The organism is Rhizobium sp. RU33A, assembly GCF_900156055.1.
GTDB lineage: Bacteria > Pseudomonadota > Alphaproteobacteria > Rhizobiales > Rhizobiaceae > Allorhizobium.
In genome coordinates this window covers 72,473-98,014 of record NZ_FTMQ01000001.1, presented here as the reverse complement: position 1 = coordinate 98,014, position 25,542 = coordinate 72,473, and the positions used below count along the sequence as shown (strand labels likewise).

Annotated in this window: 23 protein-coding genes and 1 riboswitch; of the genes, 7 read left to right on the top strand and 16 right to left on the bottom strand. The window is 60.7% G+C overall.

Annotation, left to right across the window (positions count from 1 at the left end; all coding sequences use genetic code 11):
- Positions 1–545 precede the first annotated feature (545 nt).
- A complete protein-coding gene (locus BW978_RS00445; RefSeq protein WP_076391239.1) occupies positions 546–1,970 on the top strand; it encodes a phosphomannomutase in 1,425 nt (474 codons plus the stop codon).
- A gap of 52 nt (positions 1,971–2,022) precedes the next feature.
- Positions 2,023–2,778 carry an SDR family NAD(P)-dependent oxidoreductase gene (locus tag BW978_RS00440; protein WP_083697453.1) on the top strand — a complete coding sequence of 252 codons (756 nt, stop codon included), beginning with the start codon at positions 2,023–2,025 and terminating at the stop codon, positions 2,776–2,778.
- A gap of 36 nt (positions 2,779–2,814) precedes the next feature.
- Here BW978_RS00440 and BW978_RS00435 read toward each other — a convergent pair whose 3' ends face one another.
- The 3 genes from BW978_RS00435 to BW978_RS00425 are packed head-to-tail and all read right to left on the bottom strand — an operon-like array spanning position 2,815 to position 6,166.
- Positions 2,815–4,032, bottom strand: a complete 1,218-nt coding sequence (locus tag BW978_RS00435) for an SAM-dependent methyltransferase (RefSeq protein WP_076391235.1) — start codon at positions 4,030–4,032, stop codon at positions 2,815–2,817.
- Positions 4,029–4,823 (bottom strand): DUF1365 domain-containing protein, encoded by a 795-nt coding sequence (locus BW978_RS00430; RefSeq protein ID WP_076391233.1) that lies wholly within the window; start codon positions 4,821–4,823, stop codon positions 4,029–4,031. The genes BW978_RS00435 and BW978_RS00430 overlap by 4 nt, the downstream gene beginning before the upstream one ends.
- On the bottom strand, positions 4,820–6,166 hold the full coding sequence (locus tag BW978_RS00425; protein ID WP_076391231.1) for an NAD(P)/FAD-dependent oxidoreductase: 1,347 nt from the start codon (positions 6,164–6,166) through the stop codon (positions 4,820–4,822). The genes BW978_RS00430 and BW978_RS00425 overlap by 4 nt, the downstream gene beginning before the upstream one ends.
- 253 nt (positions 6,167–6,419) lie before the next feature.
- Here BW978_RS00425 and BW978_RS00420 point away from each other — a divergent pair, with 253 nt between their 5' ends.
- The 5 genes from BW978_RS00420 to BW978_RS00400 are packed head-to-tail and all read left to right on the top strand — an operon-like array spanning position 6,420 to position 10,773.
- Positions 6,420–6,989 carry a sigma-70 family RNA polymerase sigma factor gene (locus BW978_RS00420; RefSeq protein WP_076391229.1) on the top strand — a complete coding sequence of 190 codons (570 nt, stop codon included), beginning with the start codon at positions 6,420–6,422 and terminating at the stop codon, positions 6,987–6,989.
- On the top strand, positions 6,986–7,663 hold the full coding sequence (locus BW978_RS00415; protein ID WP_076391227.1) for a ChrR family anti-sigma-E factor: 678 nt from the start codon (positions 6,986–6,988) through the stop codon (positions 7,661–7,663). The genes BW978_RS00420 and BW978_RS00415 overlap by 4 nt, the downstream gene beginning before the upstream one ends.
- 40 nt (positions 7,664–7,703) lie before the next feature.
- Entirely contained in the window at positions 7,704–8,105 is a 402-nt protein-coding gene (locus tag BW978_RS00410; RefSeq protein ID WP_054149362.1) for a DUF2177 family protein, read from the top strand.
- 39 nt (positions 8,106–8,144) lie between these two features.
- Positions 8,145–9,158 carry a ligase-associated DNA damage response exonuclease gene (locus BW978_RS00405; protein WP_076391225.1) on the top strand — a complete coding sequence of 338 codons (1,014 nt, stop codon included), beginning with the start codon at positions 8,145–8,147 and terminating at the stop codon, positions 9,156–9,158.
- 1 nt (position 9,159) lies between these two features.
- A complete protein-coding gene (locus tag BW978_RS00400; protein WP_076391223.1) occupies positions 9,160–10,773 on the top strand; it encodes a cisplatin damage response ATP-dependent DNA ligase in 1,614 nt (537 codons plus the stop codon).
- Positions 10,774–10,793: 20 nt separating this feature from the next.
- Here BW978_RS00400 and glpK read toward each other — a convergent pair whose 3' ends face one another.
- The 13 genes from glpK to BW978_RS00335 form a co-directional block, all read right to left on the bottom strand.
- The gene (glpK, locus tag BW978_RS00395; protein WP_076391221.1) at positions 10,794–12,287 is read right to left on the bottom strand and encodes a glycerol kinase GlpK; all 1,494 of its coding nucleotides are present in this window, start codon (positions 12,285–12,287) and stop codon (positions 10,794–10,796) included.
- A gap of 81 nt (positions 12,288–12,368) precedes the next feature.
- Complete coding sequence (locus tag BW978_RS00390) at positions 12,369–14,087, bottom strand: ABC transporter substrate-binding protein (RefSeq protein WP_076391219.1); 1,719 nt, start codon at positions 14,085–14,087, stop codon at positions 12,369–12,371.
- Between the two features lie 83 nt (positions 14,088–14,170).
- Positions 14,171–14,452: a DUF2160 domain-containing protein gene (locus BW978_RS00385; RefSeq protein WP_076391217.1), complete on the bottom strand. Its 282-nt coding sequence runs from the start codon at positions 14,450–14,452 to the stop codon at positions 14,171–14,173.
- Positions 14,453–14,462: 10 nt separating this feature from the next.
- Positions 14,463–15,281 carry a carbohydrate ABC transporter permease gene (locus BW978_RS00380; RefSeq protein WP_076391215.1) on the bottom strand — a complete coding sequence of 273 codons (819 nt, stop codon included), beginning with the start codon at positions 15,279–15,281 and terminating at the stop codon, positions 14,463–14,465.
- Positions 15,282–15,292: 11 nt separating this feature from the next.
- Entirely contained in the window at positions 15,293–16,159 is an 867-nt protein-coding gene (locus BW978_RS00375) for a carbohydrate ABC transporter permease (RefSeq protein WP_076391213.1), read from the bottom strand.
- A 3-nt stretch (positions 16,160–16,162) separates the two neighbouring features.
- The gene (locus BW978_RS00370; protein ID WP_076391211.1) at positions 16,163–17,233 is read right to left on the bottom strand and encodes an ABC transporter ATP-binding protein; all 1,071 of its coding nucleotides are present in this window, start codon (positions 17,231–17,233) and stop codon (positions 16,163–16,165) included.
- An 11-nt stretch (positions 17,234–17,244) separates the two neighbouring features.
- Positions 17,245–18,324 carry an ABC transporter ATP-binding protein gene (locus BW978_RS00365; RefSeq protein ID WP_076391209.1) on the bottom strand — a complete coding sequence of 360 codons (1,080 nt, stop codon included), beginning with the start codon at positions 18,322–18,324 and terminating at the stop codon, positions 17,245–17,247.
- A gap of 51 nt (positions 18,325–18,375) precedes the next feature.
- Positions 18,376–19,887, bottom strand: coding sequence for a glycerol-3-phosphate dehydrogenase (gene glpD, locus BW978_RS00360; RefSeq protein WP_076391207.1), 1,512 nt, complete (start codon positions 19,885–19,887; stop codon positions 18,376–18,378).
- A 91-nt stretch (positions 19,888–19,978) separates the two neighbouring features.
- Entirely contained in the window at positions 19,979–20,767 is a 789-nt protein-coding gene (locus BW978_RS00355) for a DeoR/GlpR family DNA-binding transcription regulator (RefSeq protein ID WP_076391205.1), read from the bottom strand.
- Between the two features lie 74 nt (positions 20,768–20,841).
- Positions 20,842–21,852: a FecCD family ABC transporter permease gene (locus BW978_RS00350; protein WP_076391203.1), complete on the bottom strand. Its 1,011-nt coding sequence runs from the start codon at positions 21,850–21,852 to the stop codon at positions 20,842–20,844.
- A gap of 54 nt (positions 21,853–21,906) precedes the next feature.
- A complete protein-coding gene (locus tag BW978_RS00345) occupies positions 21,907–22,863 on the bottom strand; it encodes an ABC transporter substrate-binding protein (RefSeq protein ID WP_076391201.1) in 957 nt (318 codons plus the stop codon).
- 20 nt (positions 22,864–22,883) lie between these two features.
- Entirely contained in the window at positions 22,884–23,678 is a 795-nt protein-coding gene (locus tag BW978_RS00340) for an ABC transporter ATP-binding protein (protein WP_076391199.1), read from the bottom strand.
- Positions 23,679–23,879: 201 nt separating this feature from the next.
- Positions 23,880–24,111, bottom strand: a riboswitch (cobalamin riboswitch).
- A 123-nt stretch (positions 24,112–24,234) separates the two neighbouring features.
- On the bottom strand, positions 24,235–25,518 hold the full coding sequence (locus BW978_RS00335; RefSeq protein ID WP_076393066.1) for an NAD(P)/FAD-dependent oxidoreductase: 1,284 nt from the start codon (positions 25,516–25,518) through the stop codon (positions 24,235–24,237).
- Positions 25,519–25,542 lie beyond the last annotated feature (24 nt).

The following is a 25,542-nucleotide window of genomic DNA, read 5'->3' as shown; positions in this document are numbered from 1 at the left end:
CCTGCCCGCTATAGACCAAAGCACCCCCGTGCACCATCCCGCGCCTGCCCGGGCCACTCAAGGCGGTCACAGCCTTGTGATAGGTGCATGAGAAACTGCTAAGCAGGGTAGAGATTTGCTCAATTGCTACGCAAACGCGCTTTCGTTTTCAGAGAAACGCGCCGATGCGAAAGATACGAAAGCATGTAGATGCCAAAATCGTAGCAGCGTGTTCCGGCCCGGATATCAAGCCATGCATTTTACGCACTGCTGCGTTGCAACAAGCGCGCTTGGCAGAATCGAGCGCCGTGGGTATAACCAAAACATCGAAGCGGCGCACTCCTCCTCCCAGTGCCGCTCGGTAGGATCGGCAATACTCCTCCTCCTCCCAATTGCCGATCAAGTTTAAGAGCCTGGCGCATCCTCCTCCCGCGCCAGGCTCTTTTCGTTTCTGGATCCCCCTGCAGATTTGGACTTGCCTGACGGTCAAGCGATAGTTCCGCTTGATGCCTTGGGTCACAGGCCCATATAACGCCATCTGTTCGCGAGACCCTCAGGAGGCATGCATGACGGTAAAGTTCGGTACGAGCGGCTTGAGAGGGCTTTCGACAGATCTCGTTGGCTCGGTCTCAGCACTATATTCGACCGCCTTCGCAAGACACATGCTGGAAAGTGGGGCACTGAAGCCTGGGTCGCCTGTCGTGATCGGCCGCGACTTTCGTCCGTCGAGCCCAGAAATCTCATCCACGATCATGGCCGCGATGAAGCGCCTTGGCCTTGTTTCGATCGACTGCGGCACCATCCCGACCCCGGCGCTCGCGCTCTACGGCGCCTCGATCGGGGCAGCCGGCATCATGGTCACCGGCTCCCATATTCCCGCCGACCGCAACGGCATCAAATTCTACCGGCCCGATGGAGAGGTCAACAAGAGCGACGAGGAGGCGATCACCCGCCTCGCAGCCGCATTGAAAGACGATGCAGATGCCAACAAGGTCGAGGCCGGTTCCGGAACGGCTGGCGAGGCAGAGGCAGCGCAGCTCTTCATCGACCGCAATCTCGGCATCCTTGCGCCCGATGCGCTGAAGGGAAAGCGGATCGGCATCTACCAACACAGTTCGGTCGCCCGCGACATGCTGGTCACGGTAGTTGAGCATTGCGGAGCAACCGTGTTTCCGCTGGGGCGCTCGGAGCAGTTCATCCCTGTCGATACCGAAGCGGTATCGGCGGACACGGTCACGCAGCTTGCGCATTGGAGCGACGAACTCGCCCTCGACGCGATCATCTCGACGGATGGCGACGGGGACCGGCCACTGGTGGCCGACGAACATGGCAGGCCGCTGCGCGGCGATCTGCTCGGCCTGATCGTTTCCCGCTTCCTCAAGGCGAAGGTTGTAGCAACGCCCGTTACGTCGAATTCCGGCCTCGAGCAGGACGGCGGCTTTGCCGTGCGCCGCACGCGCGTCGGCTCGCCCTTTGTCATCGCCGCCATGGAAGAGGAGCTATCAGCCGGGGAAACCGGGGTGCTCGGTTTCGAGGCGAATGGCGGCCTGATGCTTGGCTCCGATTTCACCATCGGTGATAAGACGATCGCGGCCCTACCGACCCGGGACAGCTTCCTACCGGCGCTGGCCGTGCTCGGAACCGCGGCAGACCGCGGCCTTTCGCTTTCAGAATTGGTTGATGATTTCAATCTCCCGGTGGCGCTCAGCGACCGCCTGGAGAACTACGCAAGTGAACGCAGCGCCTCGCTCATGCAGCATCTCAGGGCATCGGGAGATCACTTGTCGGCTTTCCTCAGCCCAATCGGTGCCGTCGAAAGCGTCAGCGACATCGATGGATTGCGGGCAACGCTGGCCGATGGCCGGGTCATCCACTTTCGGCCCTCTGGCAATGCGCCGGAGATGCGCTGTTATGTCGAGGCCGCCAACAAGGAAGACGCAGAGGATCTGCTGAAGCAGGGGCTTTCGCTGCTCTCCAGCTGGACGGCCTGAACCGAGCTCGCCCCCGGGGCGTATTGTTCAGGAGATCAAGCAAGAGGATATCATGAACAAGATTGCCTGGATTACGGGTTCCAGCACCGGCATTGGCCGGGCGCTCTCCGAACGCCTGCTTCGAGACGGCTACCGGATAGCCGTCAGCGCCCGCAATGTCGATGCGCTCGCGTCCCTCTCAGCCAGTCATCCCGGCAAGGTCGGCGTCTACCCGCTCGACGTCACCGACCCTACAGCGGTCAAGCAGACTTATGCGGCGATCGAGAGCGAAATGGGCCCGGTCGATCTCGCCGTCTTTGCGGCCGGTTCCTACACCCGCGATTATGCCGATGACTTTGACAGCGCACGGACCCGCCAGATGTTCGAACTCAACGTGCTCGGCACCGCGTCGTGTCTGGAAGCAGTGATGCCGGCAATGATCGCGCGACGCCGCGGACATATCGCAGTCGTTGCCTCCGTATCGGGCTATGTGGGGCTGCCGGGTGCTGCGACCTACGGCGCGACGAAGGCCGCGCTCAATGTGATGTGCGAAGCGCTCTACCCAGAGCTCGAGCGTCATGGCGTGAAGATGACCATCATCAACCCGGGTTTCGTCGACACACCGCTGACCAAGAAGAACGACTTCCCGATGCCCTTCCTGGTCTCCTCGGAAGAGGCTGCCGACACGATCGCCAAGGGGCTGGCCAATGGCAAGTTCGAGATCATCTTCCCCTGGAAGATGGCACTCGCGATCCGTTTCCTGCACGCCCTGCCCCACGCGCTACGCTTTGCGCTGACGCGCAAGATGCTCCGGCCGAAGGGCTCTTGACCCGAGGAAAAACTGCAAATCTGGAAAACCTGACGTTCAGGCTGGCTTGTCCAGCCTGAACTGGACGACGTCGATGCGACCGAAGCGGAAGCCAACCGCGCAATAATGCAGGTAGAGACGCCACATGCGGTAGAAGCGGCGATCGAAGCCGAGGGGCTCGATCTTCTGCCAGTTGGCCGTGAAGGCATGGTCCCAGGCGATGAGCGTGCGATCGTAATCGCGGCCGAAGCGGAAGCGATCGCCGACCTTAAGGCCTGCAGCCTCAGCGTCCCGCTCGAAAACGGTCACCGAGGGCAGCATGCCGCCGGGGAAGATGTAGGTCTGGATAAAATCGGCGCTGCGGCGGTAGTAGTCGAAGCGGCTCTCATCGATGGTGATGGTCTGGATCAGCGCCTGCCCGCCTTCGACCAGCAGGTTCTGCACGGCCTTGAAATAAACAGGCCAGTTTTCTTCACCCACCGCCTCGAACATCTCGATAGAAACAATCTTATCATATTGCCCGCGACAATCGCGGTAGTCCTCGAGCCTAATGTCGACCCTGTCGGCGAAACCGGCCTTATCGAGCCGCTCGCGGGCGAATTTCGCCTGTTCGGTCGATAGCGTCAGCCCGGTGACCCTGCAGCCGGTCTTGCGGATCGCATGTTCGGCAAAGCCGCCCCAACCGCAGCCGATTTCGAGGACATGATCCTCAGGACCGATCTTCAGTTCTTCGACGATGCGGGCGTATTTTGCCTCCTGCGCATCAGCAAGGCTCATGCTGGGTGCGCTGTAGAGCGCGGAGGAATAGGTCATGGTGCGGTCCAGCCACAGGCCGTAGAACGCATTGCCGAGATCGTAATGATAGGCGATATTTCGCCGGCTACCCTTCTTCGAGTTGCGGCGCAGCTTGTGACGCAAGCGGGCGAGCGTCATGAAGATGGATGAGGAGGACAGAACTCGCCCGAGCTGCGCTTCGTTGGCCAGCGCGAGTTCAAGCACCGCGCCAATTTCAGGAGAATCCAGATCTCCGTCCATATAGGCCTGGGCAAAGCCAAGGGTCCCGCTGGTCAAGAGGCGAAAGACAGGGCTCGCATTGCGGACACACAACACGGCGTTCGGGCCCGGGTTTGCACCGATCGCGACATGTTCACCATAGCCTTCGAACTGAAGTGTCAGGCGGCCCACGGCGATCCTGTCGGCCCAGCGGCACATCATGCGCTGCCAGAATGTGAGAGAGCTAACCACAGGGTGCATTTCCTGCTCAGCGTGACTCATGACTTGTTCATCCCATTCTGCACGACGATCGTAGACGCTATTCTGGCTGCTGCTGGCTTATGTCGGTAGATGGGTACACCCTTCCACCAGAGCTTCAGCGCCTCCCAGTGAATGCCCCCCATCACTTTGAGGGTCATCAAAGGGTACTTCAGCAACATGTGCAACAAACCTTTGTCTGACAAAGGACGGCGCCGGCCGGAAAAAGTTGCAAACAAAAGTGGCCCTTCCGGATCGCTCTCGCCGATGTTGATGGCCACATCATCGGTCGGCGGGCTGATACGGAAATTGTATTCGCAGTTCATCGGCATGAATGGCGAGACATACATCTCCTTTGCGCAACGATGGCGCAGGATGCCGTTCTCTTCAGCCTCGATCGGAATCACATAGGTGTGGCGCTCGTTGAAGGTGTTGCAGACCTCGTAGAGGACTGCGGCAAGGTCATCTTCGGCGCGGTAGCAGAAGAACACAGTGATGGGATTGAAGACATAGCCCAGGATCCGCGGATAGCAGAGCATGTGGATCTTGATGCCATCGGCCTCCACGCCGGCCGCGGCCAGGCGTTCTTCGACCCAGGCTCTCAGTTCGCCGGTGCGGCCATTGCCGTGATCCGCGTCATACACCGAATAGAGCGCCGCCCTGTTGTAGCCGAAGAGGCGCAGGCCTTCGTTCAACTGGTCGATCTCATCGAGGTCGACCAGAAGCGAAAACACACTGTAGCGCAGGCTGTGCTTCTTGGGCCGGCTGCGGACATGCAGCACATGCCCGGCATAGATTGCGGACTCCAGCTTCATTCCGCCGCCTCGAGCTGGCGACCGATGACGATGCGACCCGATTCGTTTTCGACCGACCATGGACGACGGACACCGCCGAGCGCTTCGGCGACGGCAAGCCCCGCCTGCAGGCCATCTTCATGGAACCCGCTACCGAAATAGGCACCGCAGAACCATGTGTTGCGGCGGCCCTGAAGCTGCCAGATACGGCGCTGGGCGCGAATTGCTGCCACATCGAAGAGCGGGTGTTCATAGTTGAAAGTCTTGATGATCTTGGACGGATCGATCAGACGGCAGGGGTTGAGCGTGACGAAGAGAGGCGCTGCCGGATCGAGCGACTGCAGCTTGTTCATCCAGTAGGTGACGCAAAGGGTTTCGCTCGAGTCTGCCTGTTTCTCCGCCACATAGTTCCAGCTGGACCAGACTGACTTTCGCTTCGGCATCAAAGTCTCGTCCGAATGCAGCACGGCGAGATTGGGCGTGTACTGGAAGGACTCGAGGATCTCGATCTCTTCGCTGTCGGCGTCCTCCAGGAGATCGATGCTCTGGTTTGCGTGGGTGGCGAGAACGACGTCATCAAAGACCTCCACGCCACCAAGCACATCGGTCACCTGAACGCCGGCAACGCCGCGGCGAACACCTGTCACGGCGGTGCCCAGGCGCACTTCGCCGTTAAAGTCGGCCAGGATACGGGCAACATATTCACGGCTGCCGCCCTTGACCGTGCGCCATTGCGGCCGATCCTTGAGGACCAGCAAACCATGGTTTGAAAAGAAGCGGATGAAGGCATGCAGCGGATAAAGCCGCATCTCCGACGCTGTGGTCGACCAGATCGCAGCGCCCATCGGCAGCAGATGATCCTCGATGAACGAAGGCGAATAATCGGCGGATGCGAGGTAGTCGCCGAGCGACACGCCTTCGAGTTCACGACGCTCAAGAAGGCCGGGGGCTTCCTTGTAGAAGCGAAGAACGTCCTTCACCATGCGCCAGAAGCGCGGGCGCAGAATGTTCGACTTCTGCCCCAAGAGCCCTGAGAGCCCCGAACCCGAATATTCGAAGGCGCCACCGCCGAGAGAGGCGGCAAATGACATATTCGACGGCAGGGTTGGCACATCGAGATGCTCGAAAAGCTTCACGAGATTGGGGTAGTTCCGGTCGTTGTAAACGATGAAGCCAGTGTCGACGGGGATGTCTTTCTGGGCGCCGGGGGCGATCACCGTATTCGAATGGCCACCCGGGCGGCTCTCGGTTTCGTAGAGAACGACATCGGCGCTCTTTGAAAGCAGCCAGGCGGATGAGAGGCCCGAAATCCCCGATCCGATGACCGCGATCCTGCGTTTACCGCCGGATGCGGCCTTCGTCATACCAGTGTCCATTTCCCGCCCTTTGCCACATCTGCAATTCAATCTGTTTGTCGCTGATTACGCAAAGCAAATCTTAATGGATTGATCGCAGCGAATAAATTCACAGGCAGTGATCCGAGCCGAGAACCGCGGCGTAGACCGCTGCATGATGAACGCGATACACATCTCGGCAGATGCGTGCCACAATGACCCCGGGCGAAGTGCACGGCAAAAGGTCGTTGCGTCGCTCAAACGAGGGAAAAAAAGCGTTTCGATGACCGAGTCGGTGGAAGAACTGGACCAGCGTAACTTCTCGCAGCTTTTGGCCGCCGTCGGCCGCGATAGAGACATCGAAGCCTTCGAGACGATTTTCAAATTTTATGGTCCGAAGGTGCGTGCCTACATGGCGAAGCTTGCCCGTGACGGACAGGCTGCTGAAGAGCTGATGCAAGAGACCATGCTTGCAGTCTGGAACAAGGCTGAACAGTTCGACCCCACAAGGGGAAATGTCTCGAGCTGGATCTTCACCATCGCCCGCAACCAACGCATCGACGCATTCCGCCGCGAGAAACGGCCGACCTTTGACCCGTCTGATCCGGCCTTCGTGCCGGACGATGTGCCACCGGCCGATGTCGAATTCGAAGGCAAGCAGGAGGCTGATCGCCTTCGGCGCGCCATGGAAACCCTACCACCCGAACAGCTCGAACTCCTCAAAATGTCATTCTACAGAGAAGCATCCCACAGCACGATCGCAGCCGAACTCGGACTGCCGATGGGAACCGTTAAATCGCGTATCCGCCTCGCCTTCGCGAAGCTGCGCGCAGCATTGGAGGAGCGAGCATGACCCTCCACGTTCAACACCATATCAGCGACGAGCTTCTGCTCGATTATGCGACCGGAAACCTGGCCGAGGGCTGGAGCATTGCCGTTGCAACGCATCTGGCGCTGTGCCCGGCGTGCCGCGACCGGCTGTCGTTCATGGAGCACACCGGCGGTCAATTGCTCGAGGCGACTGAGGTGACCGCCGAGGAGACGCCAGTGTCCGACAGTTGGTCGGCCATGAAGACGAAGCTCAAGTCGCAGGGGACGTCGCGGCTCGCTGCGGCGAAGCCTGTTGCCACGCCTACCGACCTTCCAGTTCTACCGGAGCCGCTGCGCTCCTATCTCGGCGGCGACGTCGACGTGTTGAAATGGAAGGCACTCGGCCGCGGCGCCTATCATATCCCGATCAAAACGGGGGATACAGAGAGCCAGGTTCGCCTCTTGAAGATTCCGGCCGGCAAGCCGGTTCCGGAGCACTCGCATGGCGGACGTGAGCTGACGCTGGTCCTCAAAGGCGCGTTCACCGATGGTGCAACCGTATTCAAGCGCGGGGACATTGAAGAGGCCGACGAGACCTTGACGCACCAGCCGGTGGCGACGCCGGATGAGGATTGCATTTGTCTTGCGGTCACCGATGCGCCGCTGAAGTTCAAGAGTTTGCTTGTTCGACTGGTTCAGCCGGTTCTTGGAATTTGATGAGAGGCCGGGTTGATGCCCGGCCTGAGGGGGAAGACAAATGCCTTACGTGATCGCCTACATCTCCACGGCCGTTGTTTTCTTCGCCATCGACTATCTCTGGCTGACTCGAATTGCGATCGGCTTTTATCGCGAACATATCGGCAGCCTGCTGCTGGCGACGCCCAACTTCGCGGCCGCCGGGATCTTCTATCTCTTCTACGTGGTCGGGCTTGTCTATTTTGCGGTTATGCCGGCCGTGTCTGCCGGAAGCATCGTCACCGCATTGTTCAACGGGGCGCTCCTTGGACTTCTGGCTTACGGTACCTACGACATGACCAATCTCGCCACGCTGAAGGGCTGGTCGCTGCAGGTCAGCCTCGTTGACATGGCCTGGGGTGCGTTTCTCTCGGCAACCGCTTGCGCTGCAGGTTATCTCGCCGTTTCGCGCTTTACGCAGTGAGTGCTGGAAGGGCGTCTTCGGGCGCCCTATGTTCTCGCCATGATCAAGCCGGACCTTCTTCTTCATCCGACACCCGGTGGGCTTTACTGCCCGCTGGGTGATTTTTTTGTCGATCCGGTCCGGCCAGTTGACCGGGCACTGATCACTCATGGACATTCGGATCATGCCCGTTCGGGGCACGCCCATGTGCTCGCCACGCGCCAGACACTCGACATCATGGCGATCCGCTACGGCGAGGACTTTTGCAGCACCTCACAGAGTGCTGCCTTCGGAGAAACCATCTCGGTCAATGGTGTTGCGATCCGCTTTCATCCGGCAGGCCATGTGCTCGGCTCCGCACAAATCGAGATCGAAGCGCAGGGGACACGGATCGTCGTGTCCGGCGACTACAAGCGTGGCGCCGATCCGACGTGCGCCAGCTTCGAGCCGGTGCCCTGCGACGTGTTCATTACCGAAGCAACTTTCGGTCTGCCGGTGTTCCACCACCCCGATCCGCGGCTGGAGATCCAGAAACTGCTGACCTCTCTGCAGCAATTTCCGGAACGCAGCCACTTGATCGGCGCCTATGCGCTGGGAAAGGCACAGCGGGTGATCTCGCTCATTCGGCGGGGTGGCTATGAAAAGCCGATCTACATTCATGGTTCGATGGCGCGGCTCTGCGACTATTACACCGAACAGGGCGTGGAGCTCGGCGAGCTTCGCCCGGCGACGACCGAAGACAAGAAGTCTGGCGCCTTCAAGGGCGCCGTGGTGATCGGCCCGCCCTCGGCCTTCAACGATCGCTGGGCGCGGCGCTTCGAGGATCCCCTCGCGATCTTTGCATCCGGCTGGATGATGGTTCGGCAGAGGGCGAAACAGCGAGGCGTGGAACTGCCGCTCGTCATCTCCGACCACTGCGACTGGCCGGAACTTCTGGACACGATCCGCGAGGTTGGGCCGCAAGAGGTTTGGGTCACGCATGGGCGCGAAGAAGCGCTGGTGCGGTGGTGCGAGCTTGAGGGTATCAAGGCACGGCCGCTGCACCTTGTCGGCTACGAAGACGAGGGAGACTGAGATGAAGGCCTTTGCCCGCCTCCTCGATCGCCTCGTGCTGACCCCCAGCCGCAACGGCAAGCTGACGCTGCTGGTGGACTATTTCCGGCAGACGCCTGATCCGGACCGCGGTTACGCGCTGGCCGCGCTCACCGATGGGCTCGACATCAAGGGCGTGAAGCCTGCCCTGCTGAAGGAACTGGTGCTGGAGCGGATGGATCCGATCCTGTTCCAATATTCCTATGACTACGTGGGAGACCTCGCCGAGACCATTTCGCTCGTCTGGGAGCCACAGGCGCTGGAGGCCGAAGGCGAGGAAGATCTGGAAAGCCTTTCAAGGATCGTCGAGCGCCTGCAGCGGCTTGGGCGCAACGAAACGCGCTCCGTCATGCGCGACCTCTTTAACAGGCTCGACACATCCGAGCGGTTCGCGCTGATCAAGCTCGTCACCGGGGGCCTTCGAATCGGTGTCTCTGCAAGGCTCACCAAGCAGGCGTTGGCGCTTTTCGGTGACAAGGACGTCGTCGACATCGAGAGCCTTTGGCATGGGCTGACACCGCCTTACACGGAGCTCTTCGCCTGGCTGGAGGATCGGTTCGAGAAACCTGTCTTGTCGACGCCGGCAATCTTTCATTCGGTCATGCTCTCCACACCGATCGAAGACAGGGATCTGCCCAATCTTGATCCGAAGGATTTTGCCGCTGAATGGAAGTGGGATGGCATCCGTGTGCAGCTCTCCTGCTCCGGCGGGAAGAGCCGGCTCTATTCGCGCTCCGGCGACGATATCTCCGGGGCCTTTCCTGACATCATCCAGGCAGCAAAGTTCGAGGGCGTGATCGACGGCGAACTGCTCGTCGGCGGGACGTCGCGGACCAATGCGCCGACGCGCACCTTTTCCGATCTGCAGCAGCGGCTCAATCGCAAGACGGTGACGGCCAAGATGCTGGAAGAGTATCCGGTCTTCATCCGCGCTTACGACATCCTGTTCGATGGTGATGCAGACGTTCGGTCCGAGGCTTTCCTCACACGCCGTGAGCGGCTAAGCGCGCTTGTCGAGCGGCAGGAGCCACGGCGGTTCGATCTGTCGCCGCTCGTTTCCTTCTCGACCTGGGAGGAGCTGGAGCAGCTGCGTGCCGCCCCACCCGATCCCGTCATTGAAGGGGTGATGCTGAAGCGGCTGGACAGCAGCTATCAGGCAGGACGCGCCAAGGGGCCATGGTTCAAATGGAAACGGGATCCGATGAATGCCGATGCCGTGCTGATGTATGCCCAGCGCGGGCATGGCAAACGCTCCAGCTACTATTCGGATTTCACCTTCGGGGTCTGGACGGCGATCCCCGGTGAAGGGGATGTGCTGGTGCCGGTCGGCAAGGCTTACTTTGGCTTCACCGACGAGGAGCTCGAGGTGCTCGACCGCTTCGTGCGCAACAATACGGTGGAGCGCTTCGGCCCGGTTCGCAGCCTGAGGGCAGAACCCGAGCACGGCTTTGTCGTCGAGGTGGCCTTCGAGGGGCTGGCGCGGTCGACGCGGCACAAATCTGGTATCGCGATGCGGTTTCCCCGCATCGCGCGGCTGAGGCAGGACAAGCTGCCGAAGGACGCCGACCGCCTGGAGACGCTGGTCGCGATGCTCTGACGGCTAGCGTGTTTCCAGGGTTAGCGCGTGGTCAGGCAGCGGGAGACGCTGTCCTGCCAGCCGGCGATAGCTGCTTCCCGTTCATCCACATCCATACCCGGCTCAAAACGGCGATCCCGCTTCCAGGTCGCGGCAAAACCCTTCTGGTCGGGCCAGAGGCCGGCGCGGGATCCTGCGAGCCAGGCGGCGCCGAGGACCGTGGTTTCGAGAACTACGGGACGATCGACGGGGGCGGCCAGGATGTCGGCCAGCCGCTGCATCGTCCAGTCGGAGGCGACCATGCCGCCATCGACGCGGAGCACCGTCTTCGACGCGCTGCCGTTCCAGTCCTTCTTCATGGCCTCCAGGAGATCATGGGTCTGGTAGGCGACGCTTTCGAGCACCGCACGGGCGAATTCAGCCGGGCCCGTGCCACGGGTCAATCCGAAGATGGCGCCCCGGGCATCCGCATCCCAATGGGGTGCGCCAAGCCCGGTGAAGGCCGGCACGAGATAGACGCGCTGATGCGGGTCGGCCTGGCTGGCCAGCGCATCGGTTTCTGAAGCGACCTTCACGAAGCCCATTTGGTCGCGCAGCCACTGAACCGCCGCACCGGCGATGAAGATCGAGCCTTCGAGGGCGTAAGTTGTCTCGCCATTCAGGCGATAGGCGATGGTGGTCAGCAACCGGTTCGACGAGGCGACGCGATCGCGGCCGGTGTTGAGAAGCGCGAAGCAGCCCGTGCCATAGGTGGACTTCATCATGCCCGGCTCGAAGCAGGCATTGCCGATGACGGCGGCCTGCTGGTCGCCGGCAACGCCGAGGATCGGGATTTCGGCACCGAGCACGGACGCATCGGTGATGCCGAAGTCGTCGGCGCAATCCTTGACCTCCGGCAGCATGGCGCGCGGGATTTCAAGGATCGAAAGGAGTTCGTCGTCAAAGCGGTTTTCGCCGATGTCATAGATCAGTGTGCGCGAGGCATTCGTCGCGTCGGTCGCGTGGACCTTGCCGCCGGTCAGCTTGTAGATGAGCCAGCTATCGACCGTACCGAAGCAGATCTCGCCTTTCTCGGCGCGAGCCTTCAGGCCGTCGGCATTCTTCAAGAGCCAGGAGAGCTTGGTGCCGGAGAAATAGGGATCGAGCAGCAGGCCGGTCTTCTCGGTGAAGAGCGGTTCCAGGCCCTTATGCTTGAGTTCGTCGCAGAAACGGGCCGTGCGGCGGTCCTGCCAGACGATGGCACGGTGGACCGGCTGGCCGGTCTCGCGGTCCCAGACGACGACGGTTTCGCGCTGGTTGGTGATGCCGATCGCGGTGACATCGCCGATCTTGATCTTGGCGGCAGAGAGTGCCTTCTCGATGGTCGCCAGCACACTCTGCCAGATCTCGTCCGCATCATGCTCGACCCATCCGGAATCCGGAAAATGCTGGGTGAACTCCTGCTGGGCGACGCCGACGATATGCATCTCGTGATCGAAAATCATCGAGCGGGTCGAGGTCGTTCCTTGGTCGATGGCCAGAATGTAACCGCTCATCAGGCTGCAACTCCTTATGTGAAGAAGCCGGGGCGTAGTTGGCGCCCCGGCGATTGTCAATTCAGCGGCGATCGCCGGTGGTTACTGCCAGCTCTTGACGAGCTCGTCGTAGTTGACCGTCATCGGCTGCTCTTTTTCGTTCTCGATCTTCAGCTGCGGCGCGATATTACCCTTGGCAACAGCATCGGCGTTCCACTCTTCGAGGGTCTTTTCCTCGGCAAGCTTCGGACCGATATCGCCCTGGACGCCAGCGCGTTCGAGACGCTCAAGCACCTTTTCCTGCTCGGCGCAGAGCGAGTCCATGGCTTCCTGGGCGGTCTTGGCGCCGGAAGAAGCGTCACCGATTGCCTGCCACCAGAGCTGAGCCAGCTTCGGATAGTCAGGAACGTTGGTGCCGGTCGGCGACCACTGCAGGCGAGCCGGCGAGCGGTAGAATTCGACCAGACCGCCGAGCTTCGGAGCGCGCTCGGTGAAGGAGGCGTGATCCAGGGTCGACTGACGGATGAAGGTCAGGCCGACATGGCTCTTCTTTACGTCGATGGTCTTCGAAGTGACGAACTGTGCATAGAGCCAAGCGGCCTTTGCACGATCTTCCGGGGTGGACTTCATCAGCGTCCAGGAACCTGCGTCCTGATAGCCGAGCTTCATGCCGTCCTTCCAGTAGACGCCATGCGGGCTCGGCGCGAAGCGCCATTTCGGCGTGCCGTCCTCGTTAACGACCGGCAGGCCTTCCTTGACGAAGTCGGCCGTGAAGGCGGTGTAGGTGAACATCTGCTGGGCGATTTCACCCTGCGACGGCACCGGACCTGACTCGGAGAAGGTCATGCCCTGAGCGGCTGGCGGCGCGTATTTCGTCATCCATTCGAGATACTTCTCGATGGCGTAAACGGAGGCCGGGCCGTTGGTATCGCCGCCTCGGGCGACGCAGGAGCCGACCGGACGGGAATTCTCGTCGACCTTGATGCCCCATTCGTCGACCGGAAGGCCGTTCGGGATGCCCTTGTCGCCGTTGCCGGCCATGGAGAGCCAGGCATCGGTGAAGCGCCAGCCGAGCGACGGGTCCTTCTTGCCGTAGTCCATGTGGCCGAAGACCTTCTTGCCGTCGATTTCGCGACCGGTGAAGAATTCAGCGATGTCCTCGTAAGCCGACCAGTTGACGGGAACGCCGAGGTCGTAGCCGTACTTTGACTTAAAGTCGGCCTTGTTCTTCTCGTCGTTGAACCAGTCGTAGCGGAAGAAGTAGAGGTTCGCGAACTGCTGGGTCGGAAGCTGGTAGAGCTTGCCGTCAGGGGCAGTCGTGAAGGACTTGCCGATGAAGTCGTCGATGTCGAGCGTCGGGCTGGTAACGTCCTTGCCTTCGTTCGCCATCCAGTCGGTCAGATTGCGAACCTGCTGGTAGCGCCAATGGGTGCCGATCAGGTCAGAGTCGTTGATGTAGGCGTCATAGATGTTTTCACCCGACTGCATCTGCGTCTGCAGCTTTTCGACGACGTCACCTTCGCCGATCAGGTCATGGGTGATCTTGATGCCGGTGATGGCGGTGAAGGCCGGAGCGAGGACCTTCGATTCATATTCATGCGTGGTGATGGTTTCGGAGACGACCTTGATCTCCATGCCAGCGAATGGTTTCGCAGCATCGATGAACCACTGCATCTCGGCTTCCTGGCCGGCACGATCAAGTGCCGACATGTCGCCGACCTCGGCGTCCAGGAACGTCTTCGCCGCTTCCATGTCGGCAAAGGCGACGCCCGTCATTGCCAGAAGCATGGCGGCCGTCGTCGTCAAAAGGTGCTTTCGCATAGTTTCCTCCCTAAGGTTGCGAATGCGTTCAGTTTGCAGTCCCGAGGATGGCGACCTCCCGCCGCCATCCATCTTGTCTTGCCCTAGACGAAGCGGAAGACGCCGATGGCGTAGACCACGGACAGGGCGAGAGCCCACCACAGGTTCGGTCCGATGAGACCGAGCCAAGCGAGATTTATGAAAGCCGACCCGAGCAGCGACACAAACAGTCGGTCACCGCGGGTCGTCTCGAAGCGCAGGATGCCGGTCCGCGGATTGCCGCCTGGGGAGAAATATTCCCAGACCGCCATCGACAGGATCAGGCTAAAGATCACGACGAAAAAAATCGTCGTCGGCATCGTCCAGGCCATCCATGTAAAGTCCATCGGAACCTCCTCAGACGCGGCCCAGGGCAAAGCCCTTGGCGATGTAGTTGCGGACGAAATAGATGACGAGCGCTCCGGGTATGATCGTAAGCACGCCGGCCGCGGCCAGAACGCCCCAGTCCATGCCCGAGGCGGAGACCGTTCGCGTCATGATGGCCGCGATCGGCTTGGCATCGGTGGTTGTCAGGGTCCGGGCAATCAGGAGCTCGACCCAGGAGAACATGAAGCAGAAGAAGGCGGCGACGCCGATGCCCGAGGCGATCAACGGCATGAAGATTTTCACGAAGAAGCGCGGGAAAGAATAGCCGTCGATGTAAGCTGTCTCGTCGATCTCTTTCGGTACGCCCGACATGAAACCTTCCAGGATCCACACGGCGAGCGGCACGTTGAATAGGCAGTGTGCAATGGCGACGGCGATATGCGTGTCGATCAGGCCGAAGGCGGAATAGAGCTGAAAGAAGGGCAGCGCAAAGACGGCCGGTGGCGCCATACGGTTTGTCAGCAGCCAGAAGAACAGATGCTTGTCACCGAGGAACCTGTAGCGCGAGAAAGCATAAGCTGCCGGCAGCGCGACGGCAACCGCGATCACGGTGTTCAGGCACACATAGATAATCGAGTTGATATAGCCCTTATACCACGACGGATCGGTGAAGATCACCGCGTAATTGGCAAGTGTCGGATTGACGGGCCAGAGTGAGAAGGCGCCGGTGATCTCTGCATTCGTCTTGAAGCTCATGTTAACGAGCCAGTAGATCGGCAGCAGCAAGAAGATGATGTAGATCGTCGGTACCAGGAAGCCGAGGCCGGTGCGGTTATCAGTGCTTTTCATCGGTATCTCCCTCAGCCCTTCGCGTCACTGTTGGTCATGACGGTGTAGAAAACCCAGGACAGCGCCAGGATGATCAGGAAGTAGATAATCGACATTGCCGCCGCCGGACCAAGGTCGAACTGGCCGACCGCCATCTTGACGAGGTCGATAGAAAGGAAGGTGGTCGAATTACCCGGGCCACCGCCTGTGAGGACGAAGGGCTCAGTGTAGATCATGAAGCTATCCATGAAGCGCAGCAGCACGGCGATCAGAAGCACGCGTTTCATCTTCGGCAGCTGAATGAAGCGGAAGACGGACCAGCGCGATGCGCCATCGATTTTAGCGGCCTGGTAGTAGGCATCCGGGATCGAGACGAGACCGGCATAGCAGAGAAGCACGACAAGGCTTGTCCAGTGCCAGACATCCATCACGATAATGGTGACCCAGGCGTGGATCGGGTTCTGGGTGTAATTGTAGTCGAAGCCAAGCGCGTTGAGCGAATAGCCGAGAAGACCGATGTCGACGCGACCGAAGACCTGCCAGATCGTGCCCACGACATTCCATGGAATAAGCAGTGGCAGCGCCATCAGGACGAGGCAGACCGGAACCCCCAGGCCCGTTTTCGGCATGTTGAGCGCGATGAAGATGCCAAGCGGCACCTGGATCGCCAGAATGATCATTGAGAAGATCAGGTTGCGTCCAAGCGCATCCCAAAAACGGTCAGACGAGAGGATATCAGCGAACCAGTCGGTGCCGGCCCAGAAGAACTGGTTGTTGCCGAACGTGTCCTGGACGGAATAGTTGACCACTGTCATCAGCGGGATGACGGCCGAGAAGGCCACCAGCACCAGGACCGGGACGACCATGAACCAGGCCTTGTTGTTCCAGGTTTTTTCCATGGGTCAGCCCTCCATGCCTACGCGCCAGGAATCGGCGAAGATGCCGAGCCCTTCGGGGACGAATGTGATGCGGGGATCGGCGGGAATGTCTGCGTCTTCGGGCACGACGATCGACAGAGATTGATCAGCAAAGCGGGCACGCACGATCTTCTGTCGACCGATGTCCTCGACCTTGGCGATGGAAATCGGCATGCCTTCCCGCCCAAGGCGGATGAATTCGGGGCGGACACCGAGCTCGATCTTGCTCTGGCCCGAAAGCTTGGGCGCGCCTGGCAGATTGATCGTCTGGTCACCGACGATAGCGGTTGCGCCGCTGACCTTGGCAGGCATGACATTCATGCCCGGAGAGCCAATGAAATAGCCGACGAAGGTGTGGCTCGGCCGCTCGAAGAGCTCGGCGGGCGTCCCGATCTGCACGATTTGACCGTCATACATGACGACGACCTTGTCGGCGAAGGTGAGCGCTTCGGTCTGGTCATGGGTGACATAGACCATTGTGAAACCGGACTGGCGGTGCAGGCGCTTGAGCTGCGAACGCAGGACCCACTTCATGTGCGGATCGATGACCGTCAGCGGCTCATCGAAAAGGATCGCATTGACGTCGGAGCGGACGAGGCCACGGCCGAGCGAGATCTTCTGCTTCTGGTCCGCCGTCAGGCCTTGCGCCTGCTTGCGGGCCATGGGCTGCAGGTCGATCATGTCGAGGATCTCGTTGACCCGCTTGTTGACCTGATCTTCCGGGACATGGCGATTGCGCAGTGGAAATGCCAGATTGTCGTAAACCGTCATGGTGTCGTAGACGACCGGGAACTGGAAGACCTGGGCGATGTTGCGAGCGGCTGTCGGCAGGTTTGTGACGTCGACACCGTCGAACTCGATGCGGCCGTCGGATGGGTGCAGCAGGCCCGAGATGATATTGAGCAATGTAGTCTTGCCGCAGCCGGAGGGCCCAAGCAGCGCATAGGCGCCGCCATCGTCCCATTCGTGGTGGACTTCCTTCAGAGCATAGTCGCCGGCCGCACGGGCGGCGGGGGAGTAGGCGTGGCGGATGTGGTCTAGATTGATGCGTGCCATGACGTTGCTCCTCACGCGGCCATTTCGGCCGGCGCCCCGAGCGCCTTGCCGTCGGCGCCGAACGCCATCAGGTGACGGGTGTCGATGAAGACATCGATCTCGCGATCGGGATCGATGTCGTGGATGCCATGGGCCAAGCACACCCAGCGGGCGGTGCCGTATTCGACATGGATGAAGCTCTCCGAGCCTGCGATTTCAGAAACCAGCGTCCGCGAGCGCATGGACATGGCGCCGGGCAGCGCGGTGAGCGACAAATGATGGGGGTGGAAGGCAATAGTGACGGGGCCGTCGGCGATCGACGCCAGGTGGCTAGGCACCGCCAGAACGGACTGGCCGTTCAGTTCGAAGCTTGCGCCCCGCTTGACCAGCGCGATGGTGTTGAGCGGCGGATCGGCGAAAGTTTTGGCGGCCAGGAGGTCCAATGGGCGGCGATAGACGTCGATTGTCGGACCGAACTGGGTGATCCGGCCTTCTGACAGGGTCGCGGTGTTGCCGCCGAGCAGCAAAGCTTCAGATGGTTCCGTTGTCGCGTAGACGAAAATCGCACCGGATTCGGCGAAGATCTTCGGCAGCTCTTCGCGCAGCTCCTCGCGCAGCTTGTAGTCGAGGTTGGCGAGCGGCTCGTCCAGCAGGACAAGGGTGGCGTTCTTGACGATAGCGCGGGCGAGCGCCGTGCGCTGCTGCTGTCCACCGGACAGGTTCAGGGGTGTGCGATCGAGATAGGGCGTCAGGCGCAAGAGGTCGGCAGCCTTGCGGACCTCACGATCGATGGTGGCTGCATCCTTGCCGCCAACCCGCATCGGCGAGGCGATGTTTTCGTAGACGGTCAGTGCTGGGTAATTGATGAACTGCTGGTAGACCATCGCGACATTGCGCTTCTGGACCGGCATGCCGGTGACGTCCTGCCCGTCGAAATGAACGGTGCCGGAAGTCGGCTTGTCGAGGCCGGCCATCAAGCGCATCAGGGATGTCTTGCCCGAAAGGGTGGGCCCGAGCAGGACGTTCAGCGTGCCCCGCTGCAGCGTCAGGTCGGTCGGGTGGATGTGATATCCACCTCCCGCCATTTTCGAGACTTTACGCAGTTCCAACATATGTCCTCGGGCCTCCTCCAAACCGTCGGTCTTTATCCGTGAGATGGGCGATCAGGCCGCCGCCAGCATCCCCAGATAGGCATCCAGCCCCTTCGCCTCCTCCGGCGTCAGGAATAGACCCTGTTTCGTTCGGCGCCACAGCACGTCTTCGGCCGTAACCGCCCATTCCATTTCCACCAGCCAGCGAACCTCCGCCTCGTAAAGCGTGCCGCCGAAGTGGCGACCGAGATCAGCCGAAGACCGGGCCTTGCCCAGAATCGATTTCGAATCCGTTCCGTAGCAGCGGATCAAACGCTCGGCGTGCCCTCGCTCCAAGAATGGATAGGCTTTCAGGAGATCGGCGACCGTTGGTTCGAATGCCGTCGCGGCGAAGTCGCCGCCGGGCAGACGACTGCCCGCCGTCCATGGCGTGCCCTTCGGCCCGATCGTCTCACCGATTTTCTCCAGGGCATGTTCGGCCAGACGACGATACGTCGTCAGCTTGCCGCCGAAGACGTTGAGCAGCGGGGGCTCTTCGTTTGCCCCTTCGACCTTCAGCACGTAGTCGCGGGTCGCTTCCTGAGCCTTTGATGCGCCGTCGTCGAAGAGCGGCCGCACGGCGGAATAGCTCCAGACGATATCGTCAGGGCGGATCGGTTCCTGGAAATACTCGCTCGCGGCGCCGCAGAGGTAGTTCACCTCTTCGGGGCTGATGCGAACGTCCTTGGGGTCTTCGGTGAAATCCCGGTCCGTCGTGCCAATCAAGGTGAATTCCCCCTCATAGGGGATGGCAAAAATGATGCGGTTGTCGGGGTTCTGGAAGAAGTATGCGCGTGCGTCGGTGAACTTCTTGCGCACCACGATATGGCTGCCCTGCACAAGGCGTACATTGTGAACATTGTTGCGGCCGAAGGCGCCCGCCAGAACCTGATCGACCCAGGGGCCGGCTGCATTGACTAGCATTCGGGCCTTGTGGGTGACGATGGAGCCGTCGCGCTGCGACTTCGTCGTGACGACCCAGTGGCCGTCTTCGCGGTGGGCCGAGACGACACGGTTGCGGCTCAAGATCGTCGCACCGCGGATCTGTGCATCGCGGGCATTGAGAACGACCATGCGCGCGTCATCGACCCAGCCGTCCGAATATTCGAACGCCTTGGAGAAGACTGGCTTCAACGGCTTGCCAGCTGGATCGCGGCGCAGATCGAGGGTTTTGGTCGGCGGCAAAAGCTTGCGACCACCCAGATTGTCGTACAGGAAAAGGCCGAGGCGAATGAGCCAGGCGGGGCGAATGCCGCCCTTCTGGAAGGGCAAAACGAACCGCAAAGGCCAGATCACATGCGGCGCCATGGCCCAGAGGACTTCGCGCTCCATGAGCGCTTCGCGGACCAGGCGAAACTCGTAGTGCTCGAGATACCGAAGACCACCATGGATGAGCTTCGTTGCGCCCGAGGAGGTGCCGGAGGCGAAATCGTTCATTTCAGCCAAGGCAACGGAGTAACCACGGCCGGCCGCGTCGCGCGCGATCCCAGTCCCGTTGATCCCGCCGCCGATCACAAAGAGATCGTAAATTGGCTGCCCCGACATCGTTCCTCCGCATGTTCGCACCTGCAGCATTTGCTGCTATTGCGAAAGTAGGATTATCTTTTTCGAAATTTAAACGAATGTCAAACGAAAGTTATTCTGCCGCTATATTGCGGTCGACCGGCGCAGTTTCGATGATCCTGACATCGCGCTCGGCGCAGATGTCCCGGATACTGCTGGACGGACAATGATCGGTGATAAAGGTTTGAACTTGCGAAATATGTCCGATGCGGACCGGCGCGGTGCGCTCGAATTTCGATGAGTCGGAGACCAGAATGACATGCCGCGCGTTGGCGATGATGGCCTGGGCGACTTTCACTTCGCGGAAATCGAAATCGAGCAGTGCACCATCTTCGTCGATCGCAGAGACGCCGATCACAGCGAAATCCACCTTGAACTGACGGATGAAATCAACGGCCGCCTCGCCGACGATACCGCCGTCCGATCCACGAACCACACCGCCGGCGATCACCACCTCGATCGAGGGATAGACACGCAAGCGATTGGCGACATTGATATTGTTGGTGATGACCATCAATTCCCTGTGGTCAACAAGCGCTTCACCCACGGCTTCCGTCGTGGTGCCGATGTTGATGAACAGGGAGGAGTTGTCCGGGATCAGGTTGGCGGCGGCACGGCCTATCGCCTGCTTCTCCCCGGCCGCCATCGAACGGCGCGCCTCGTATTTGACGTTTTCGTTTCCACTCGGGAAGACGGCACCGCCGTGAATACGGTTGAGCGCGCGTGCGTCGCACAGGTCGTTCAGATCCTTGCGAATCGTTTGCGGCGTGACCGCGAAGCGCGCAGCGAGCTCGTCCACCAGAACGCGGCCCTGCTCCTTGGCCAAGTTCATGATCTCGGCCTGTCTCGCGGAGAACATCATGCCGCCCCCTCCCCTTATTTCGTTTTTTCTTCAGTCTAGGCAAAAACGAAACAGGAGCAATAGGACTGGTCGAACTATCGGCGCCGCAGCAGAAGAATGAAAGCGAGCCCGCCTGCCAAACCGGTAATCACCCCGATCGGGACATCCTCGGGCGCCATGATCGTGCGCGACACGATATCGGCCAGAATGAGGATAACGGCGCCGGCCAACGCCGAAAGGGGAATGACCCTGATATTGTCGCTGCCCGCGGTCAGGCGGACAAAATGCGGAACCAGAAGGCCCACAAAGCCGATGGCACCCGAAAAGGCGACCATCACGCCTGTCAGAAGCGCAGTGACGACGAAGAGTTCTGCGCGGAATCTGGCGACCGGAATGCCGAGCGTCGCCGCAGTTTCGTCCCCCATGGCCATGGCGTTGATTTCCCGGGCTCGCACGACGAGGAAGACGAGGCAAGCAGAAAGCACCGTCACTGGGTAAAGAAGATGCGACCATTGGGCGAGGCCGAGCCCTCCCAACATCCAGAAGACCACCGTGTGGGCGGCGCGTGGATCTCCGAGGAAGATCGCAAGATTTCCGAGCGAGGTCGCCACAAAAGCGATGGCCACACCGGTCAGCACCAGGCGATCGGCACCTGCCCCGGTGAAGCGGGTCACGGTGACAACCGCGAGCGTCGCAGCCAAGGAACCGCCGAAGGCAAAGAGCGGTACGGTGACCAGGCCGAAGACAAGGCCGGTATGGAGGAGCGCGATAATCGCACCCAGGGCGCCGCCGGACGAGACGCCGAGCAGATGCGGGTCAGCCAGTGGATTACGGGTCACCGCCTGCAGGACGGCTCCGACCGTCGCGAGTCCGGCTCCGACCAGGCCAGCCAGAATTACGCGCGGGAAGCGAACGTCCCAGACGATGCTCTCGCGACCGGGCGACCATGTCACTTCAAATGTACCGGGTGCGAGTTTGTTGGCCACGATCGACCAGACAGTGCTGACCGGAATGGGAGCGGAGCCCAAGGAGACGCCCGCCGTCAGGCAGAGGGCCAGCAGCATCAGAGCCAGACCCACCCAGAGAAACATGCGACCGTGCATCATGCTGCCTTGAAGTTTCACGCCAGGCGGGGCCGGATCACGGCCCCGCCTCAAGGCTTACATGTTGCGCGGATGGAAGGTGTTTGCGAGCCGCTCGATCGCCTGGACATTGCGCGGCCCAGGCGTTGCCTCAACATATTCCAGGACCACAAAGCGATCCTGCTTGACGGCATCGAGATTCTTGAAGGCCGGGTTTTCCTTCATGAACGCGATCTTCTGTTCGGCCGTGACATCGCCATAGTTGACGATGACGACAACTTCCGGATTGCGCTCGATCACCGGCTCCCAGGACACTTCCGTCCAGCTCTTTTCGACGTCTTCCATGATGTTCACGCCGCCTGCGGCTTCGATCATCGCGGTCGGGATGCCGAAGCGACCCGAGGTGAAGGGCTTTTCCGTGCCGGAATCATAGACGAAAACACGCACGGGCTTCTCGATCCCGCCAATCCGCGTGGTGATGTCGTCCAGTTGCGTGCGGTAGCCAGCCACCAGGGCCTCGGCGCGGTCTTCGACGTCAAAGATCTTGCCGAGGTTCAGCAGGTCGATGAACATGTCGTCCATCGTTGGCTTGTTCTTCGCCATGATATGGATGCAGGATTCGGTGAGTTCATAGACCTTGATCTTGAAGGGCTCGAGCGTTTCGGGCGTCACCTCGCCGCCGACCTTCATGCCGTAGTTCCAGCCGGCAAAATAGAAATCGGCATCGGCGTTCAGCAGCACTTCCTTGGTCGGGTATTTCGGCGAAAGCTCCGGCATTTCCTTCACGCCTTCCCGAAGCCCCGCATCCAGCGTCTTCCAGCCGGAGATCCCGGTGTAGCCGACCATGCGGTCCTGCAGCTTCAAAGCCAGCATCATCTCGGTCAGGTTGACGTCGTTGGAGACCGCGCGCGCCGGAGGTGCGTCAAACGTGACCTCGCGATCGCAGCTCTCGACCGTGACAGGATAGGCAAATGCCGATGAGGCGGCGAAGACCGAAGCAAAGAGCGTGGCAGACAATAGAAGACGGGAAGCCATAGTGGCGGATCCTTTCAAAATCAGGTCAAGGCAAGGGAAAAGGAAAAACGATGGGACCGAGCGCCCTCCGCCTGTTGACGGGCGGCGAGGACACCGAAGGTTCCGGACAGGGCCTGTTCGGTCAGAACAGCTTCCGGTGGGCCGAACGCATCCATCCGGCCGCCATGCATCAGGGCAACATGTGTTGCAAACTCGGCGGCGAGGTTGATGTCATGCAGGGTGGTAATAATCGTCAGGTTCAAAGCGCCGAGCAGATCGAGGATCTCGAGCTGGTGGCGGATATCCAGATGGTTGGTCGGCTCGTCGAGTATGAGGATTTCAGGCTTCTGCGCCAGCGCACGCGCCACCAAGACACGCTGCTTCTCACCTCCCGACAAGGTCGAGAACTGCCGGTTCGCCAGCCGCAGCAGATCGAGATGATCGAGGGCATGGTCTGCTTCGGCCCGGTCTTCTTCGCTCCAGCCCGCGAGGCCTTCGCGCCAGGGAACGCGCCCCATCATCACCACGTCGCGGACTGTGAACGGGAAGTCGCCCGGCATTTCCTGCAGAACGACCGCCACCCGGCGGGCAAGTTGGCGGGCACTCATCTGCCAGATATCCTGACCGTCGACCTCGACGCGCCCCTCCAGCGGGCTAACACCGCGATAGAGGCAGCGCAGAAGCGTGGTCTTGCCAGCCCCGTTCGGCCCGACGATTGCCAGCCGGTCGCCTGCATCGAGGGAGAAGGAAACGCCTCGGACCAAAAACTGGGATGACTTCGGCCCCCAACCGATATCGGTGACCCGGATCGGGCAGCCCTTGCTGGAACAGCTCATGGGCGGGCCTCATCGAACGACGAAACGCCGAGCGTTACGCCATGGCCAAGGCCGATCGCCCGTCCCTGCGCATCATGATCTGGAAGGAAATGCATGCCAGTCCTCCGCAGGATTTCTCCGGAGGCAAAATGGCATGTGGTCGGCGCGCCAGACGGCGCAGCGCAAAAGCCAGTTCGTATCCATCGGAACACCCCGTCCGCTTCGTTTTCTTCACTTGACGGCAGGTCTCCTGGCTCGCGGATATGCGCTTTCCATTTGCCTTCCCACGGTGACCCGCAGTGGCCCGGCGCTTTCACGCCGCGAGAATGGACAGCAATCCGCTTACAGTTGCGGGGGCAGCCACGGTCTTGGTCCCTATTGGGTCGTCCTCACCGTGTTCCCTATTAATCCCCTCGGAGTCATCCGGCGGGGAACCGTCACTGCTTGCATAGGACCTGGAGCCCCTGGCGGTCAAGCCTCGATCTTTTTCGTTATGTAATATCGTTACGTCTACAGATCTCGGATCGGGTTGTCCACCTCCAAAGCGCATCCACCCTCAGGTTCTCAACGGAGGCCTTTACTTGTCAGGGTCAACGACGTTTTCGTCAATCAGGCGCGCGCCTCTCTGACGGGTGGTGTAGCGCCAGATCCACTGAACACTGACAAGCAGGCGCTTCTCGAAATTGACCAGCAGATAGACATGGACGATGGCCCAGAGCAGCCAGCCGAGGCGGCCCTTGAGCTGCCAGGTGCCGAAATCGAAGATGGCTGCGTTTCTGCCGATGACCGCCGTATTGCCGCGGTTGCGGAAACGGAAGTCTGGCACGGCCGTTCCTTTCAGGAGGTTGGCCTTGAGCGCTTTGCCGAGAAATGTGCCTTGCTGTTTGGCCACCTGAGCGAGGGCGGGCAATGCTTCGCCATCCTCGTCGAAAGCCAGCGCGGTATCGCCGATGGCGTAGACCCCGTCTAAGCCATCCACCGAAAGGTCCCGCGCCACCGGCAGGCGCCCGCCCGGACCCGGCGCGATGCCCAGCCAGTCAGCGGCCGGTGATGCCTTCACGCCGGCTCCCCAGACGATGCAGCTCGCCGGCAGGAATCCGTCCTTGACCTGAACGCCCTCGGCAGTGACGTCTTCGACGGGCGTGTTCAGCCTGATATCCACGCCGATGTTTCGTAGATAGTCGGCAGCATAATCCGAGAGGTTCTCGGGGAAGGTTGCCAGAATACGCGGACCGGCCTCGACGAGGACGACATGAAGTTGCTCCGGTCGCAGGCTGCGGAAGTCGCGATCAATCATGAATCGACCGAGTTCTGAAATGGCGCCGGCCATCTCGACGCCGGTCGGGCCGCCACCGATGACGACGCTGGTCAACAGGCGGCGCTGCTCTGCCTCGTCCTGGCTTCGCTCGGCCTGTTCGAAGGCGAGCAGGAGGCGGTGACGGATCTGGCGGGCTTCATGGATCGACTTCAGCCCCGGTGCATGTTTCTGCCAGTCCTGATGGCCGAAATAATTGTATTTTGAGCCAGTCGCGATGACGAGGCGATCGTATGAAATCGCGGCGCCATCGGCAAGCGAGACTGCGCGGGCGTCCGTATCGATCGACACCACCTCTCCCATCAAAACGTGGATGTTGTCGGATCGTCCCAATGTGCGGCGGATCGGCTCCGAGATATCCGCAGGCGAAAGTGCCGCCGTCGCGACCTGATAGAGCAATGGCTGGAATAGATTGTGATTGCGCCGGTCGATCACCGTCACGTCGACTTCGGCGTCTGCCAGAGCCTTTGCGCAGGCAAGACCTCCAAAACCTGCGCCGACGATCACGATGCGCGGCCGGCTCCCGACATTGGATTGGTCTTCCATCATCACCTCACTGTCTGCTCGCAT

Excerpts from the sequence above, each read along its gene's own strand:
- BW978_RS00365 (WP_076391209.1), bottom strand. The coding sequence starts at position 18,324 with ATGTTGGAACTGCGTAAAGTCTCGAAAATGGCGGGAGGTGGATATCAC.
- BW978_RS00405 (WP_076391225.1), top strand. The coding sequence starts at position 8,145 with ATGATCAAGCCGGACCTTCTTCTTCATCCGACACCCGGTGGGCTTTAC.
- BW978_RS00420 (WP_076391229.1), top strand. The coding sequence starts at position 6,420 with ATGACCGAGTCGGTGGAAGAACTGGACCAGCGTAACTTCTCGCAGCTT.
- BW978_RS00430 (WP_076391233.1), bottom strand. The coding sequence starts at position 4,823 with ATGAAGCTGGAGTCCGCAATCTATGCCGGGCATGTGCTGCATGTCCGC.
- BW978_RS00340 (WP_076391199.1), bottom strand. The coding sequence starts at position 23,678 with ATGAGCTGTTCCAGCAAGGGCTGCCCGATCCGGGTCACCGATATCGGT.
- BW978_RS00345 (WP_076391201.1), bottom strand. The coding sequence starts at position 22,863 with ATGGCTTCCCGTCTTCTATTGTCTGCCACGCTCTTTGCTTCGGTCTTC.
- glpK (WP_076391221.1), bottom strand. The coding sequence starts at position 12,287 with ATGAGCGGTTACATTCTGGCCATCGACCAAGGAACGACCTCGACCCGC.
- BW978_RS00385 (WP_076391217.1), bottom strand. The coding sequence starts at position 14,452 with ATGGACTTTACATGGATGGCCTGGACGATGCCGACGACGATTTTTTTC.
- BW978_RS00355 (WP_076391205.1), bottom strand. The coding sequence starts at position 20,767 with ATGATGTTCTCCGCGAGACAGGCCGAGATCATGAACTTGGCCAAGGAG.
- glpD (WP_076391207.1), bottom strand. The coding sequence starts at position 19,887 with ATGTCGGGGCAGCCAATTTACGATCTCTTTGTGATCGGCGGCGGGATC.
- BW978_RS00380 (WP_076391215.1), bottom strand. The coding sequence starts at position 15,281 with ATGAAAAGCACTGATAACCGCACCGGCCTCGGCTTCCTGGTACCGACG.
- BW978_RS00375 (WP_076391213.1), bottom strand. The coding sequence starts at position 16,159 with ATGGAAAAAACCTGGAACAACAAGGCCTGGTTCATGGTCGTCCCGGTC.
- BW978_RS00390 (WP_076391219.1), bottom strand. The coding sequence starts at position 14,087 with ATGCGAAAGCACCTTTTGACGACGACGGCCGCCATGCTTCTGGCAATG.
- BW978_RS00445 (WP_076391239.1), top strand. The coding sequence starts at position 546 with ATGACGGTAAAGTTCGGTACGAGCGGCTTGAGAGGGCTTTCGACAGAT.
- BW978_RS00400 (WP_076391223.1), top strand. The coding sequence starts at position 9,160 with ATGAAGGCCTTTGCCCGCCTCCTCGATCGCCTCGTGCTGACCCCCAGC.
- BW978_RS00435 (WP_076391235.1), bottom strand. The coding sequence starts at position 4,032 with ATGAGTCACGCTGAGCAGGAAATGCACCCTGTGGTTAGCTCTCTCACA.
- BW978_RS00350 (WP_076391203.1), bottom strand. The coding sequence starts at position 21,852 with ATGATGCACGGTCGCATGTTTCTCTGGGTGGGTCTGGCTCTGATGCTG.
- BW978_RS00440 (WP_083697453.1), top strand. The coding sequence starts at position 2,023 with ATGAACAAGATTGCCTGGATTACGGGTTCCAGCACCGGCATTGGCCGG.
- BW978_RS00410 (WP_054149362.1), top strand. The coding sequence starts at position 7,704 with ATGCCTTACGTGATCGCCTACATCTCCACGGCCGTTGTTTTCTTCGCC.
- BW978_RS00415 (WP_076391227.1), top strand. The coding sequence starts at position 6,986 with ATGACCCTCCACGTTCAACACCATATCAGCGACGAGCTTCTGCTCGAT.
- BW978_RS00425 (WP_076391231.1), bottom strand. The coding sequence starts at position 6,166 with ATGACGAAGGCCGCATCCGGCGGTAAACGCAGGATCGCGGTCATCGGA.
- BW978_RS00335 (WP_076393066.1), bottom strand. The coding sequence starts at position 25,518 with ATGGAAGACCAATCCAATGTCGGGAGCCGGCCGCGCATCGTGATCGTC.
- BW978_RS00370 (WP_076391211.1), bottom strand. The coding sequence starts at position 17,233 with ATGGCACGCATCAATCTAGACCACATCCGCCACGCCTACTCCCCCGCC.